Source organism: Pseudomonas sp. UF-293 (assembly GCF_058245595.1).
The window spans coordinates 1-14,060 of sequence record NZ_JBSICA010000047.1; the positions used below are offsets into that span (position 1 = coordinate 1).

General features: G+C 59.4%; 13 protein-coding genes. 2 read left to right on the forward strand and 11 right to left on the reverse strand.

The window, feature by feature from the left end:
* Nucleotides 1–275 precede the first annotated feature (275 nt).
* The 6 genes from AC4IHP_RS26790 to galE form a co-directional block, all read right to left on the reverse strand.
* Nucleotides 276–2,354, reverse strand: coding sequence for a YjbH domain-containing protein (locus AC4IHP_RS26790; protein WP_490833176.1), 2,079 nt, complete (start codon nucleotides 2,352–2,354; stop codon nucleotides 276–278).
* Nucleotides 2,351–3,112 (reverse strand): capsule biosynthesis GfcC family protein, encoded by a 762-nt coding sequence (locus AC4IHP_RS26795; protein WP_460120357.1) that lies wholly within the window; start codon nucleotides 3,110–3,112, stop codon nucleotides 2,351–2,353. The genes AC4IHP_RS26790 and AC4IHP_RS26795 overlap by 4 nt, the downstream gene beginning before the upstream one ends.
* Nucleotides 3,109–3,774, reverse strand: coding sequence for a YjbF family lipoprotein (locus AC4IHP_RS26800; RefSeq protein WP_490833177.1), 666 nt, complete (start codon nucleotides 3,772–3,774; stop codon nucleotides 3,109–3,111). Before AC4IHP_RS26800 ends, AC4IHP_RS26795 begins: the two co-directional genes overlap by 4 nt.
* Nucleotides 3,775–3,786: 12 nt before the next feature.
* Nucleotides 3,787–4,902, reverse strand: a complete 1,116-nt coding sequence (locus tag AC4IHP_RS26805; protein ID WP_172667912.1) for a polysaccharide biosynthesis/export family protein — start codon at nucleotides 4,900–4,902, stop codon at nucleotides 3,787–3,789.
* A 91-nt stretch (nucleotides 4,903–4,993) separates the two neighbouring features.
* A complete protein-coding gene (locus tag AC4IHP_RS26810) occupies nucleotides 4,994–5,230 on the reverse strand; it encodes a hypothetical protein (RefSeq protein WP_016775457.1) in 237 nt (78 codons plus the stop codon).
* 230 nt (nucleotides 5,231–5,460) lie between these two features.
* Nucleotides 5,461–6,477 carry a UDP-glucose 4-epimerase GalE gene (gene galE / locus AC4IHP_RS26815; RefSeq protein ID WP_016775458.1) on the reverse strand — a complete coding sequence of 339 codons (1,017 nt, stop codon included), beginning with the start codon at nucleotides 6,475–6,477 and terminating at the stop codon, nucleotides 5,461–5,463.
* A 387-nt stretch (nucleotides 6,478–6,864) separates the two neighbouring features.
* On the opposite strand from galE, the gene galU reads away from it, so the two are divergent.
* Both galU and AC4IHP_RS26825 read left to right on the forward strand, forming a co-directional pair.
* Entirely contained in the window at nucleotides 6,865–7,698 is an 834-nt protein-coding gene (gene galU, locus AC4IHP_RS26820) for a UTP--glucose-1-phosphate uridylyltransferase GalU (protein WP_041477294.1), read from the forward strand.
* 32 nt (nucleotides 7,699–7,730) lie between these two features.
* Entirely contained in the window at nucleotides 7,731–8,141 is a 411-nt protein-coding gene (locus AC4IHP_RS26825) for a phosphohexomutase domain-containing protein (RefSeq protein ID WP_460120362.1), read from the forward strand.
* A gap of 95 nt (nucleotides 8,142–8,236) precedes the next feature.
* Here AC4IHP_RS26825 and AC4IHP_RS26830 read toward each other — a convergent pair whose 3' ends face one another.
* The 5 genes from AC4IHP_RS26830 to AC4IHP_RS26850 all read right to left on the reverse strand — a co-directional run bounded on the left by AC4IHP_RS26830 (nucleotide 8,237) and on the right by AC4IHP_RS26850 (nucleotide 14,058).
* The gene (locus AC4IHP_RS26830) at nucleotides 8,237–9,367 is read right to left on the reverse strand and encodes an SGNH/GDSL hydrolase family protein (protein ID WP_490833178.1); all 1,131 of its coding nucleotides are present in this window, start codon (nucleotides 9,365–9,367) and stop codon (nucleotides 8,237–8,239) included.
* A 193-nt stretch (nucleotides 9,368–9,560) separates the two neighbouring features.
* Nucleotides 9,561–10,610, reverse strand: coding sequence for an acyltransferase family protein (locus AC4IHP_RS26835; protein ID WP_490833179.1), 1,050 nt, complete (start codon nucleotides 10,608–10,610; stop codon nucleotides 9,561–9,563).
* 12 nt (nucleotides 10,611–10,622) lie between these two features.
* Nucleotides 10,623–11,726, reverse strand: coding sequence for a hypothetical protein (locus tag AC4IHP_RS26840; protein ID WP_016775461.1), 1,104 nt, complete (start codon nucleotides 11,724–11,726; stop codon nucleotides 10,623–10,625).
* Complete coding sequence (locus tag AC4IHP_RS26845; protein ID WP_490833180.1) at nucleotides 11,717–12,949, reverse strand: MATE family efflux transporter; 1,233 nt, start codon at nucleotides 12,947–12,949, stop codon at nucleotides 11,717–11,719. The genes AC4IHP_RS26840 and AC4IHP_RS26845 overlap by 10 nt, the downstream gene beginning before the upstream one ends.
* Nucleotides 12,946–14,058, reverse strand: a complete 1,113-nt coding sequence (locus AC4IHP_RS26850) for a polysaccharide pyruvyl transferase family protein (protein ID WP_434766183.1) — start codon at nucleotides 14,056–14,058, stop codon at nucleotides 12,946–12,948. Before AC4IHP_RS26850 ends, AC4IHP_RS26845 begins: the two co-directional genes overlap by 4 nt.
* Nucleotides 14,059–14,060: the final 2 nt, after the last annotated feature.

A 14,060-nucleotide genomic window follows, 5' to 3' on the forward strand; every position in this document is an offset into this window, starting at 1 on the left:
GGCTCGCTCCCACAGGGGTTTGGGTGATGACTAGGATGTGTGGCGTGATGCCGATTTACAGTGGGAGCGAGCCTGCTCGCGAAAGCGCTGGGTCAGATGATGGAAATGCTGGATGTGCCGGCGCCTTCGCGGGCAAGCCCGCTCCCACAGGGGTTAGGGTTTGGGGGAAATTGTGGTGTAACACTCCCACAGAGGGGTTTGGGTTATGGTCGGGATGTGTGGCGTGATGCCGATTTACTGTGGGAGCGAGCAGGCTCGCTCCCATAGACCAGCGCTTACTCGGTAATCTTCTCGAAATTGCGATAGAACATGTCCCCTTCCCGGCTATCGGTCATCGAGTGCAGTTGATAGCTGCGGTTCAGTCTGGCACCACCATCTCGGGTCAGTGGCGCCCAGACCAGGTTGGCGCGGCGCATGGTCGACATGCTCATCATTTCGTCGAACGGGATCGACAGGTACAGGCCTTTGTCGAAACTACCTTCGCCATATTCGGCGCTGCTGGCCGTGGTGATGGTCGCCCAGGCACCGACGCGCACGCCGTTGAAAAACTCGCGCGAGATATCCACGGTGGTGCCCCAGTCCCCGGCCAGATACCGCCCGACACTAACCGCTGCCAGCGTATCGAACGGCAGGTCGGTATAGCCGGTGATATGCCCGGTCACGACCGAGTAATCGCGCAAGGCAAAACCCTGATCGAAATCACGCTGGCGCACCCAGTTCAGATCCGCACCCAGCGACCAGCGCTCGCCAGTCGGGCGGAACAACACTTCCGCGCCGACGCCGGCAAACATCGATTCCAGATAGCCGCCGTACACCATGCCGTACAGATCCTTGTCCAACTGCTCGGCATGGCTGAGCTGGAACAACGGCATGGTCGTGTTTGACGTGGTCAGGTACTGGCGCAGATCCGTGCGTACGCGGGGCAATCCGCTCGGCGCGTCGTAGACGAATTTGTCGAAGTTGTTGACCAGGTTGGCGCTGAGCAAACCGCTCCACCAGGTGTTGCGGTTGAAGCGATATTCCGCGTCCGCGTCAGCACTGAACTGATAGAGCAAACCATCCGGGCCGCCGACGTTCTGCTTGAAGCCCAGGCCTACGCCGTAGCTGAAATGCTGCGGCGCTTCGCTGTAGAGCGTTTTCTCGTTGTGCGGCATCGCCGGGTTGATTTCGGTGGTGCGGTGCAGCGACTTCAGAGGCTCCTCGTTGTTGATCACTTCGCGGAAGGTCTGGCGCGGCAGGCTGGTTTCTTCCAGCGGCAAGTCATAGCGCTTGTTGACCACGGTGAACCAGTCGATGTCGTCATTGACGCTGTTGTCGAGAATACGGCTCGCGCGGCCGACAGCCTTGGACGAATGGAAATACCGTTGCTGCTCGCCATAGACGATCAGTTCGGAATCGCGCTGGCTGATGCGCTCGACCTTGTACCCGGCATTCTGCTGCAGACGCCGCGACACATCGGCCCAGTTGACCTGTTCCATCGAGGTCGTCGGCGCCTTCGTCGGCAGCGGTTCGGGGGTCGGATCGTAGGTCTTGGCCGGCGCCTTGCGGCTGACGAAATTGGTGTGAAAGGTCACGCCGAACATCGCCGTATTGCCCCGCTCCCACGCAGCGCTCAGGTCGATCGAATCGGTCACCTTGAACACCGCGCCGAGGTTGATCGGCGAGTCCTGTTTGATCTCGTTGTCCTTCGGCTCGTTCTTGTAGTCGTTGCCTTCGAATTCCAGCTTCAGACTCAGCCGATCCCACGGCGTCTGGTAGCTCACGCCACCGAACAGAGAAGGCTTGCCGCGAAAGTACGAGCCGGAGTTGACGTCACCGGTGCCTTCCAGCGCCGGGCGCGTATCGAAGCGACTGCTGACGTAGCCCAGCGGGTTGTCGAAGTCGCCGCGATTACCGATGTAGCCCCAGGCGATGCCGGCGCTGAAGTCGAAATTGTCGAAGCGCTTGTTGGCGACGAAGAATTCGCTGGAGAACAAACCGGTACCACCGATATCTCGAAAGCCCAGCGCCACTTCCGGCGCCCAGTGGCTTTCCTGCCACAGGCGTACCTTGGCGTCGACCGCCTTGTCCTTATAGCTTTGACTGCCGCTGAGGGCCTCCGAGCCGTACGGCCGGTTGGTGATCGCGGTGTAGCGGAAAGAACCTTCGAGCCAGTCCAGCGGTTGCAACGACACGCTGTAGCGGCTGTACGGATCGGTGCGGTTGGCATTGACGCTCAACTCGCCGGCCGGGGCCATGCGCGCCGTCGGCGTCTGCAACAGACCGGCGCCACCGAAGTCATTCTGGGTGATGCGCGGCTCGGCGTGGGCCAGACCGCAGGGCAATAACAACACAGCTGCAAAACGTAACTTCAACGAACCACCTCGGCCAGCTGCGTGGCAATGAATTCGGCCAACTGCTGATTCAATTCAGGAAGAGGCGGATCAAGATCATCATTTTTTATCGGCACCAGAATCCTGCTACCGGCCACCGGAAACTGCCCGGACTCGCGATTCCAGTGCGCGATGCCAACGCGCCGCGACACGCCGTTCGGCTGGATCAACCACAGGTAATCGGCCTCGGCATCGTCGAGAATCGAGCAGCCTTCGAGATATTCGCGGGCCTCTTGCAACGGCTGATAGGGCAAGTGGCATGGCTCGGTGACCGCGCCCAACACCTGCACTTCATCAACCCGTTTCGGATAGATCAGCCGATCGCCGTCATCCAGGCGAATGTTGCGCGCGAAGCCGACTTCCACGGCCACCGGATCTAGGTCAGCGATCTGCCGTCCGGTCACTGGCATTTGCCGGACTTCTTCAGCAATTCGCTGCGCCAGTGCTGCGCGGCTCGGCCGGTCGAACAGCGTTGCCATGCGCTGCAGCACCTCGAGATCGAACAACACGCCGACCTTGAGCCGCGTCTGCTCCTCGATCAGCGACTGGCGCAACAAGCCGCCCGCCAGCCAGTAGCCTTCGGCATTGGGCACGGCTTCGCTGATCACATCGAGCAGGCGGCCGCCCGGCGGCAATGCGATCGGACCGGGATTGGCGACGTCGCCGGACACAGTAACGGCGGCCTGACTCGCCTCCGCGATCAGCAAAAGACCCGCCGCGATAAGGCTTAAGCGCTTCACGGCAGATGCCTGCGATCAGGTGTCAATTGCACCAGCTTGACGCGCAGTTGCGAGGTCAGTTGTTGCTCACTTTGCAGAATGAAACCGTCGCGCGGGTCGACCCAGTAACGGTTGGTCGCGCTGAGGCCGATGGCCGGCGCGTCGATCTGCTCATCGACGCGCAGCACCGAGTAAGCCTTGTCGAGAATTTCCAGGGTCTCGGTGGAGCGGCGCGAGAAGCGGCTGTTGACGATCACGCCGACTTCCTGGCCTTTGTACAGATCGATCCAGCGCCGCGTGGTGAAACCGTCGGCGACATGATGCAGACCGTGCTTGAACGGCGAATCATCGGCCAGCCGGGTGCCATCCAGATCGCCTTCCAGGCCGAGGCCGATACTGCGCACGGCGAGGCCATCGCGCAGCAGCAAAACCTGCTTGCCGGAGGCGACCCAGAATTGCAGGTCTTCACGATCGCGCACCAGCGCCAGCACGCCTGAGCCGGAGGGCGTGGTCAGTTTCAGTTGCGGGTAGTTGACCCCGGCGACCTCAGCCGCTGTCACATCAACCTCGTCGGGGCCGACGACGGCGGCTTTGAGGTTGTTCAGCGACGCGCTCATCAGCGGGTTACAGCCGCACAGCAACGAGGCCGCCATCAGGCAGACGCCCACTTTCAATAGGTTCACAGTCGGGCGGCCTTATTTGCTGTTGTTGCTGTATTCGCTCCAGTTCTTCGCTGCCGAAGCCCCGGTGCCGACAATCGACGCCGACGGCACCAACTGGCTGATGAAACGGTTCCAGCGAGTAACGTTGGCCGGACCGACGTAGACGACATCCTGCGGCCGCACCTGAAAGTGCGAGGCCAGCGCCATGGCGGTCGGCGATTCGGCTTCGAGCTGATAGATCTTGGCTGGCTCGACGTCGAGATTTTCCACGCCGCGAATCACGTACACCGCGTTGCCGTTGGAACTGGTCTGACTCAGGCCACCGACCGAACCGAGCACGTCGGACAGGTTCATGGTCGCGGTCTTGAAGCTCAGCGCGCGTGGCTGGTTGACCTCGCCCATGACGTAGATGCGCTTGTTGTCGTTGTACGGCAGATACAGCTGATCGCCGCCCTTGAGGTAGACGTTCTGCAGTTCGGAATCCTGCTGATTGAGCGAATCGAGATTGAGCGGATAGACGCGCCCGTTGCGCGTCAGCAACAGCCCGGACAAGTCGGCATTGTTAGTGTCGATACCAGCGGAACCAAGGGCCTCGACCACGCTCAGCGGATTGGTCGAAATCGCTTGCGGGCCGGCCTTCGTCACGGCGCCGGTGACCACGACTTTCTGGCTGGCGAAGCGCAACACCGCGACGTCGACCTGCGGCTCGGCGATGAATGCCGACAGGCGCTGTTCGATGTCCGCGCGCAGTTGCTGGATGGTCCGGCCGGCGGCCTGGACTTCCTTGATGAACGGGTAATACAGCGTGCCATCGGAGCGCACCAGACGGCCGTTGGCATCGATCTGTTGTTGCGCGCCAGAGGGCGCGGTCAGCTCCGGGTGATCCCAGACGGTGATGTACAGCACGTCGTTGTTGCCGATGCGGTATTCCGCTGGCGTCACCAACAGCTCCGCCGGCAGCGACTCACGCTTCTGCGTGGCGCGGTTCATGGCGATCAGCTTCGGGGTGATCGGAATCAGCTCGACCCGACTGCTTTCGCTGGCACCCTGGCGGGTGATATCGCTGGTGCTCAGGTACTGGCCGGGGGAAAACATGCAACCTTGCAAAGCGAGACTTGCCAACATTAAAAGATAAACACTACGAGTCATAATGGCACTACGCTATTCAAGGGCGAATCCAAAAAACAAAGTCACCCGACTTGCGTCGGGCGACTCTGTACTGCACTAACAAATGTTCCTGTTAGTTATGCGTGCCGGTTGTACCGGTGGTACCTGTCGTACCGGTGGTACCGCCGTTGGCACTGCCACCGCTGTTGGACGCCGCTACAGCACTGGCAACCATTGCAGTACTGGCCGCGGGCGCTTGCGAAGCCGCCACACTGCCACCTACATTGGTTACCGCTGTCAACGGCGCTTCAGCGGCGGCAGCCCAGTTGCTCAACATCGTCAACAGGGCAACTGCCATCACTTTCTTCATAACAACTCCTTTCTAACATTCGAACTGTTAAAAAACAGATCTGTGTCAGAGCTGGTAGCTTTCAAGTCCGCAAAGAGCGCGAACAAGATCCGTTGTTCTTCCACAGTCCTGTGCAGCTGCTAAAGTCGAACGGCAGGTTTATATCTACGGACTTGCAAATGGCATTGCCAGTGTAATTTCCCGACGTTATCTAACAACCTGACTGAAACTAACATCGGACTAAATGGCCATCATCGCGAATAACCATTGGGATGATTCGATTGCCAGCGCCAAGTGTCGGCAACCATGTCCTGCAAGTTGCGCGTGGCTTTCCAGCCGAGTTCTTTCGCCGCTTTCGAAGCATCGGCAAAACTCTCGGCAATGTCACCGGCACGGCGCGGCATCATCCGGTACGGCACCGGCCGCCCGCAGGCCTGCTCGAAGGCATGCAGCACTTGCAGCACGCTGTAGCCATCGCCAGTGCCGAGGTTCCAGGTGTGGATGCCGGTGCGCTCGCTGATCGACTGCAACGCTTTCAAATGCCCATCCGCCAGATCGACGACATGGATGTAATCGCGCACACCGGTGCCATCGGCGGTCGGGTAATCGTTGCCGAAAATCGACAGTTCGCGCAGGCTGCCGACCGCAACCTGGCTGATATACGGCACCAGATTGTTCGGGATGCCGTTGGGGTCTTCGCCCATATGCCCGCTGGCGTGGGCGCCGATCGGGTTGAAGTAGCGCAGCAGCGCAATGCTCCAGCGCGGCTCGGCGAGGCTCAGGTCGCGCAGCACGTTCTCGACGATCAGCTTGGACTGGCCGTAGGGATTGGTCGGATTGCCCGTAGGAAAATCCTCGCGAATCGGCATCTCTTCGGGCTCGCCGTACACCGTCGCCGAAGAACTGAACACCAGCCGGAACACCCCCGCCGCCGCCATCGCCTGACACAGGGTGATGCTGCCGCCGACGTTGGTTTCGTAGTATTCGAGCGGCTTGCGCACACTCTCACCCACGGCTTTCAGCCCGGCGAAGTGCAGCACGGCGTCGATCTGATGCTCGCGGAAAATCCGGTCGAGCAGCGGCCGATCGCAGACATCGCCGCGAATCATCCATGCACTTTTGCCGCAAATGGCTTCAACGGCGTGAAGTGCTGCGTCGCTGCTGTTACAAAGATTATCCAGAACGACAACTTCATAACCTGCTTCGAGCAATGCAAGTGTGGTATGCGAGCCGATATAGCCGGCGCCACCCGTTACCAGAATCTTCATAGCGCGGTCCGTCATTGAATAAGTACCCGGTAGCGTGTCAAGCCATGCCTGGTGGATATGCGGAGCAATTCACACAAACAGGGCGACAACAACCTCAAACAAATTTAGTTCAACCACTGGCAATAATTATTTTTGCCGGTCAAACTGTTTGACGAGTACTTATTAGCACTCCCTGGATACTTCTCACTATCGACAGATACCGACTAAAAATAACTTATAACCAAGTAGTCGACATCTCATAACATTAGCGCTTTTTAACAGCGCAACTAATTGCCAGCAACAACCTGACTCGGGTATTAAAGTAAGCCTTCAATAATCATTGAAACTTGCCACCACTTTGTGGTGCGCAACCGTCGCCTGTGTTCCATGACTGTCCAGGATACTTTTATGATTCGTAAATGTTTGTTCCCCGCTGCCGGCTACGGCACGCGTTTCTTGCCGGCGACCAAAGCCATGCCGAAAGAGATGCTGCCGATCGTCAACAAGCCGTTGATTGAATATGCCGTTGAAGAAGCACGGGACGCCGGCCTGCAACACATGGCCATCGTCACCGGCCGGGGCAAGCGCGCGCTGGAAGACCACTTCGACATCAGCTACGAACTCGAGCACCAGATTCGCGGCACCGAGAAAGAGAAATTCCTCGCCGGCACCCGCGAGCTGATCGACACCTGCACCTTTTCCTACACCCGTCAGGTGGAAATGAAAGGCCTGGGCCACGCAATTCTCAGTGGCCGCCCGTTGATTGGTGACGAGCCGTTTGCCGTGGTGCTCGCCGACGACCTGTGCCTGAACCTGGAAGGCGACGGTGTGCTATCGCAGATGATTCAGCTGTACAGGAAATTCCGCTGCTCGATCGTCGCCATTCAGGAAGTCCCCGCCGACCAGACTCACAAGTATGGGGTGATTGCCGGTGAGCTGATTTCCGAGGGCATCTACCGGGTCAACAACATGGTGGAAAAACCGGCGCCGCAGGACGCGCCGTCGAACCTGGCAATCATCGGGCGCTACATCCTCACCCCGGACATCTTCGACCTGATTGCCGACACCGAACCGGGCAAGGGCGGCGAAATCCAGATCACCGACGCACTGATGAAACAGGCGCAGAACGGCTGCGTGCTGGCCTACAAATTCAAAGGCCTACGCTTCGACTGCGGCGACGCCGAGGGTTACTTGCAAGCGACCAACTTCTGCTACGACAACGTGTACCTCAAGGGCCGCTGAGACGGCTCCCCCACCACCAGAGGCAGGCAACCATGAACATTGCACAACATTCGACAGAGATTGAGCGTGAGGTGGGCAACCTCGGGGTGATGAGCTGGTTGTCGCGCCATCAACCGCTGCCCAGCGCCAACGAAACCTGGCTGGGCACGATTCTGCTGGTGGAGCGGATCGGTGTGTTCCCTGCGTCCGGCGATATTCGCCGGCCGCTGCGTAATCCCTATCCGCTGCTCGCGCATCTCAAGGCGCTATATGGCGAACAGGCACTGGAAATGGATGACCGCGATGGTCTGAAAGTGATTTTCTGCGACTGGCGCTTTCGCGTGCGCATCTGCTGCAACGATCCGGCGATCATCATCAACGTCGAGACCCGTTGTGATGCGCGGTTGATGCCGCAGAAACTTGCGGAGTTACTCGAACAAGTCGACAGCTTCGCATCGGCATGAACAACCTGTAGGAGCTGACGAGTGAAACGAGGCTGCGATCTTTTCGGATCGCAGTGAAGATCAAGAGATCGCAGCCTCGTTTCACTCGTCAGCTCCTACAACGGGGGTTTGTCGCAACGGTCGTTGGCGCCCATGATCCAGCCATAAAAATAATCGGCAATCACCTTCCCGCCCGTGGCCGGCAACGGATGAATCTTGTCCGGGCCGATCATCGCGCTGGCGTAGCGTTTGACGTCGGGGCCGAATGCGCATTGCAGGTTGGCAAAACCGAGCTGCTGCTCACGCGCCCACGGTTCGAGCACCTGTGCATAGGCTGACATCGGGTAAGCGCTGGAACGCGTGGTGTCCTGACGCATGATCAGGTTGATGCTCGCCGCTGGCTGAATCTCGCGCAGCATGCTCACCAGGCCCTGAACGTTTTGCAGGTACTGCGCAGGTTTGACGCCGAAGCCCTGATCGTTGCCGCCGAGCATGATCAGGTAAACGTCGGCCGGGATCTTCGACACCACGGTTTTCCATTGCGTCTGCCACTGTCGATCGGCGTGATAGAAATCCGCCGATGCCGCGCCGGAGGCCGCCAGTTTCGACACCCGAATGCCCTTCTCATCATTCGTCATCCAAAGGCCGAACAACGTGGGCGCGCCCTTCACCACTTCCAGTCTGAATGACCAGTCTGCGGCTGATGGATTGCCGGCCAGCGCGACTTCCTGAACGCCTGAGCCTGCGAGCTTCAACGGTTGCCAGGCTTGCGCGGGCGACCAGCGATAGCGCAGCTCGTCGGCTTCGCCGCTGCCCAGATACAACAGTTTCGCCTGAGTGAGCGTGGTATCGATGCGCGGCGAAGGGCTGGCCTCGACTTGCAACCAGGCGCCCGGTTTGCCGCTGATCGTGCGACTGTCCGGGCTGGCCTGGCCCAGCTCGGAAACCTTCCAGCCGCCGCCGAAGTATTTATCGCTGCTGCGGGTGTATTTGAAGTGCGTGCCGCCCAGCGCCGCGCCGTGGTTGAAACCGACGTAACCGGGGCCGGCGAAACCCACCTCGGCGGCCACTCGCTGCACCAGCTTGTTCAGATAGAAATCCTGCCCGGCGGTGTAGCTGTCACCGATCACCGAAACCGCCAGCACCTTGCCGGCCTTGCCCTCGCGCCATTGCGCAAAGCGCTGGCGGGCATCGTCTACCGTGATGGCCGAGGTGGCGACTGGTTGAGGGGCGTCGACTGGCATCATTGAATATTTCCTTTGTCCGGGATGGCCCTTTCGCGAGCAGGCTCGCTCCCACAAGGATGTGTGACTTGCACGGATCCACTGTAGGAGCTGACGAGTGCAACGAGACTGCGATCTTTTGATCTTCGCAAGCCACGGCAAAAGATCAAAAGATCAAAAGATCAAAAGATCGCAGCCTCGTTTCACTCGTCAGCTCCTACAGGGATGATTGCGTCTGCACCACCGGAGCCACAATCACCGGCGCTTTCTTCTTCGCCGCGCGCTCGCCAAGGAACAGCACCGAGGTGAAATTGAACCGGCTGAACACCATCGCCAACAGTACCGGCCCGAGCAATCCACAACTCAGACCACCGAGCACCAGCAAGCTCTCATCCTTCACGCCCAGGCGCCCCAGCACAAAGCGCGAGGTCGCTGCGAACAGCACATGAAAGAGGAAAATCGCATAGGAATACCCGCCCAGCCAGGTCAGCGCTTTCGAGCGCATGTCACTGGACAGCAACGCGATGCAAGACACACACCCCACCGTCAAACCGATCAGGCTACGGCGATCGACAATCAGCTCACGATCGATCGCCGCGACATACAACAGCGTCAGCGCAATCAGCACAAACAGCAGCGGTCCGAGCACTTTGAAACGCTGCTTCAAAACATCGACATTTTCCTGGCCAATCATCCCCGCGACGAAAAACGGCAGCAGGTAAATCGCACCGTTGATACCGAACGCGTCCAGCGGCAACGGCGGCAGCAGGAACAACACCACCGCAAACGCAAACAAGCCATACAGCCGCGTCGCCGAACGCAGCAGGCCGCGCCACTCCAGCAAGCCAACGAAGATGAAAATGCTGAATACCGCCTGCAGAAACCAGAAGTGGTTGATCGGCACCCAGAACGACAACAACGCATCGATCACGCCGACGTCCTTGTTCACCCCCGGCCCCACCGCTTGCAGCACCGAAAACGGCACGCCGACGCAGAACAGCGGCACGATCAGCCGCCGCACCTTGCCAGCGAAGAACGCGGCAAAGTCATTGCCGCGAATCTTGTAGATCGAATAGATGTAGCCGGAGATAAAGGTGAACAGCGGCATGCGCACGTACACCATCGAGTCGGCGATGACCCGGAACGGCGAGCCGATGTCGATCTTCAAGCCACCGCCCAGCGGGCCGATGACGTGATAGAGCACCAGCAGCAGGCACGCCAGGCCGCGCAGGGTTTCGATCTCCAGGGATTTTTTCTTGCTCGACATAGAGCACCTGCCTTAAGTGAGAATTCTTGATTCGACCTGCACCGGTTTGTTCGCGCGCAGCATCAATCCCAGGCCGACGAACAACACCGGCACGACCATCGAGAAGTGACGGGCGAAGGAGCCGAAGTCCGGCTCGAACAAGCCCTGCACCAACAGAAACGCCAGCGGAATCGCGATCAGTTCCTTGGGTTTGGTCTGGATCGGCGCGCCTTTGTAGTCGGTCGAAGTGATGACTTTGAACAGCAGCAGTGCAGTCATGATCATCAGTGCAACAAAGATCACCTGCCCCGGCCCGGACAGCAGAATCAGCTCCACCGGAAACGACAGGCGGAAGAAAATGATCATCGAGTCCAGCGCCTGGGAGACGAAGTCGCTGCCGCTGAGCCAGGAGACGATCAGCGATTTGGAGCCCTCCTCGCCCGCCGTGCGCAACTCGTTGTTGCTCGCGCGGATTGACGACACCGGAAAGCCCAGCGCCAGCTGAATAGCCATGGCCACCGCCAGATAGAACAGGAACAGCATCAGAAAAAAGGTGAAGCGCGAGACGTACTTTTTCATCACGCAGACACCGACCCACGACAGCGAAAACAAAATCCAGTAGGGCCGGATCAGCACACCGTAAATCACCGCCGAGAGAAAAAAACCGCCGCGATATTTGCGCGTCAATGCGCTGAGCAGAATGCTCAACACCGCCACCGACACAATGATTTCCTTGGTCAGGTTCTCGAGAAAAAACGAGCGCACGATGCCCCACAGGCACAGGGTGCCGAAAATGGTCAACGGCATGCGCCGGAACACCACCACCGGAATTGCCGTGAGGAAAAAATTGCAGAACATGCCGTAGGCCCAGGCATTGGTCAGATTGATCCCGGTGGGCCGCAGCAGGAACGCAGAACACTCGTAGGACGAGCGATCCGGCGAGAACGGGTTCCAGAAATTGCAGTTGTCGGCACGCGCATACGACGACCACAAGGTCATCGCATCCGGCCCCGGATCACGCGGCACCAACAGCGGCATCGCCACTGACAGAAACAGTCCGGTGAACAGAATCAGGAAGGAAATCGACGAGTCGAATTTGCGCCCGCGAAATTCAATGCGCGGCAGCTTCAGGCCCATGACAGCGCAGCCTTCTTAGCGCCGGTGACACGGGTCAACACTGCAATCACACTGAGCTGCACGACGATGGCGAAAACGTTGCCCCACGCCGCGCCGTAGATCGAGTAATGCTTGATCAGCACATAGCTGACCGGCACTGAAATCAGCAGGCAGAGCGCCGCGCTGGCCAGCGACACCCGGCTGTTTTTCGAGGCAATCAAACCGCCCCAGACAATGTCGCCAATCGCCCGCAAGGCGAAGGAAAAGATCAGCATCGCGAGTAGCGCGTTGTCGGGACGCGGCACGCTGCTGGCGAAGTAATCGAGCAGCACATTGAAAAACACATAGATCGCTACGGCCACAACGGCGGAGACCACCAGCGAGCGCATCACCCATTTGTTGACGAACAGTTGCCTGACCGTGAACGCCTGTTGATCGGCCTGGAAACGCTTGGCCAGCACCGGAATGCCGACCACTGCCACCACCGCATACGACAACGCCTGCAAAGTGTTGGCCGCCGACCACGCGTACACGTATTTACCGAGGCTGGCGTAGGGCTCCAGGTCAATGATCAGAAAGCGCTCGGCGTACTGACTCAGCGCAATCAAACCGGTGCCGAGATAGAACGGCAACCCGGCCTTCCACACCGTCGCGGTGTCCAGTGCCGCTGCTTCGCGGCCCTTGTGCACGTTCACCACGATCAGGTAACCGGCGATGATCACCAGCACGTTGGCGGCGACCCACAGCCATAACACACTGGCGATGCCCGCGACCCAGCCAAGCACCATGCCGCCCACCGCCAACACCGCCCACAGGCCGGTCTTGATGAAGAACAGCAGAGCGCCGGCGGTGGCTTTCTGCGCAGAAAACACGAAGGAATTGATTTCGAACGACAGGTGTTCGGTGAGCAGCACCAGGGTCACGCAAAGGATCAACGTGGCGGTTGCTTCCACCGACTGGAACAGCGAATAGACCAGCACCGTCAGCACCGACAACAACAGCCCCACCGCCAGATACAGCAGCAGAACCTTGTCGACCACTCGGCGCGAACTGCCGCCGACGCTGATCAGCCGGTTGATTTCGGAACTGAAGCCGACGCTGTAGAACTTCGATGCGATCAGCGAAGCCGCGACCACCACGCCATAAAAACCCAGCGCCTCGTAACCGAGGTAATGGGTGATGGCCAACACCAGCAAGAACTTCGCGCCCAAGGCTCCGCCGCGAAGCAACAGCCGAAATATCATCGAACGACACCCTTGATGATTTCGTCCATGGCCACGGTTTTCGCTTCGATTTCGCGGCAGGTGTCGGTCAGGCGCTTGCCGAAATCCGCCAGCGCATTGGGCGCGTAAACGGTGTTGATGATGGTGTCGACGTCGATGTTGCCGCCATTGATCACCCAGTCCTCGACGCCCATGTCCTGATAGGCGCCAAAGCCTTTGCGCTCGTAGCTGATGTGATACGCCGGCACGCCGGAGAGCAGCGATTCGATGGCGCCGTGCAGACGCACCGAGATCACCAGGTCCGGTTGGTACTTGGCGATGGTTGCCTTCAGCGACAGCAGGTCTTCGTTGATGCCCAGCTCGCGGTAGAACGCTCCGTCATCGTTGCCGCGCACCGCGCTTTGCACCGCGCAGACCACTTTGCTCTTGTTCTTCAGACGCTGCAGCAGCAGTTTCAGATTGGCCACGTAGGCGACCTTCTTTTCTTTGCTCCACTCCGGCGGCTTGCGCAGCACCACGCATACCGTCGCCGGCGAGGCGGCGCAGCGGGTGAATTTCGGTTGCTGAAGAATCTTGCTCGCCAGCGACTGCACGGCCAGATCGGGCGCGCGGTAGACGTTTTCGCAAGCGTCGAATATGGCCGAGGAGCGGTTGTCGCGCACGAACACTGCATCGGCACTGGCGTAGTGCTCGACAATCTTGCTGCTCTCGCCGTGGAACGGGCCGATGCTCTGCGGCAGGTACACCGACGGCACTTTGCTGAGGATCGCGGTTTCCAGTTGCTTGGCGTGGCCGAGCTTCAGCTTGATGTGCTCGAAGGCACTTTTCGAGCGCATGTAACCGCCGCCGACACCGACGATCAGATCGGTTTTCTTCAGCAGATCGGCGAGCCCGGCGTAGGACTGATTGAGAAACACCGCTTGCTTGACCCGACCCAGACCTTTGGCCGCCATCACCGGCGCATCGAAACGCGGGTGCGGCAAGTAATTGAACGACTCGGGATCGGACGCCACGACACTGATCGCGGTGTCGTCACCGAAGTTACGCTGCACCAGAGCAATGGCCAGATCGACGAGCAGACCGTCACCGGAGTTGGACGCACTGTAGCCATGCAAAATCGTTACGTTCATAA

What these genes read in the sequence shown, in the direction of transcription:
- AC4IHP_RS26805 (WP_172667912.1), bottom strand. Translation starts at nt 4,902, where the DNA reads ATGACTCGTAGTGTTTATCTTTTAATGTTGGCAAGTCTCGCTTTGCAA.
- AC4IHP_RS26810 (WP_016775457.1), bottom strand. Translation starts at nt 5,230, where the DNA reads ATGAAGAAAGTGATGGCAGTTGCCCTGTTGACGATGTTGAGCAACTGG.
- galE (WP_016775458.1), bottom strand. Translation starts at nt 6,477, where the DNA reads ATGAAGATTCTGGTAACGGGTGGCGCCGGCTATATCGGCTCGCATACC.
- galU (WP_041477294.1), top strand. Translation starts at nt 6,865, where the DNA reads ATGATTCGTAAATGTTTGTTCCCCGCTGCCGGCTACGGCACGCGTTTC.
- AC4IHP_RS26825 (WP_460120362.1), top strand. Translation starts at nt 7,731, where the DNA reads ATGAACATTGCACAACATTCGACAGAGATTGAGCGTGAGGTGGGCAAC.
- AC4IHP_RS26830 (WP_490833178.1), bottom strand. Translation starts at nt 9,367, where the DNA reads ATGATGCCAGTCGACGCCCCTCAACCAGTCGCCACCTCGGCCATCACG.
- AC4IHP_RS26835 (WP_490833179.1), bottom strand. Translation starts at nt 10,610, where the DNA reads ATGTCGAGCAAGAAAAAATCCCTGGAGATCGAAACCCTGCGCGGCCTG.
- AC4IHP_RS26840 (WP_016775461.1), bottom strand. Translation starts at nt 11,726, where the DNA reads ATGGGCCTGAAGCTGCCGCGCATTGAATTTCGCGGGCGCAAATTCGAC.
- AC4IHP_RS26845 (WP_490833180.1), bottom strand. Translation starts at nt 12,949, where the DNA reads ATGATATTTCGGCTGTTGCTTCGCGGCGGAGCCTTGGGCGCGAAGTTC.
- AC4IHP_RS26850 (WP_434766183.1), bottom strand. Translation starts at nt 14,058, where the DNA reads ATGAACGTAACGATTTTGCATGGCTACAGTGCGTCCAACTCCGGTGAC.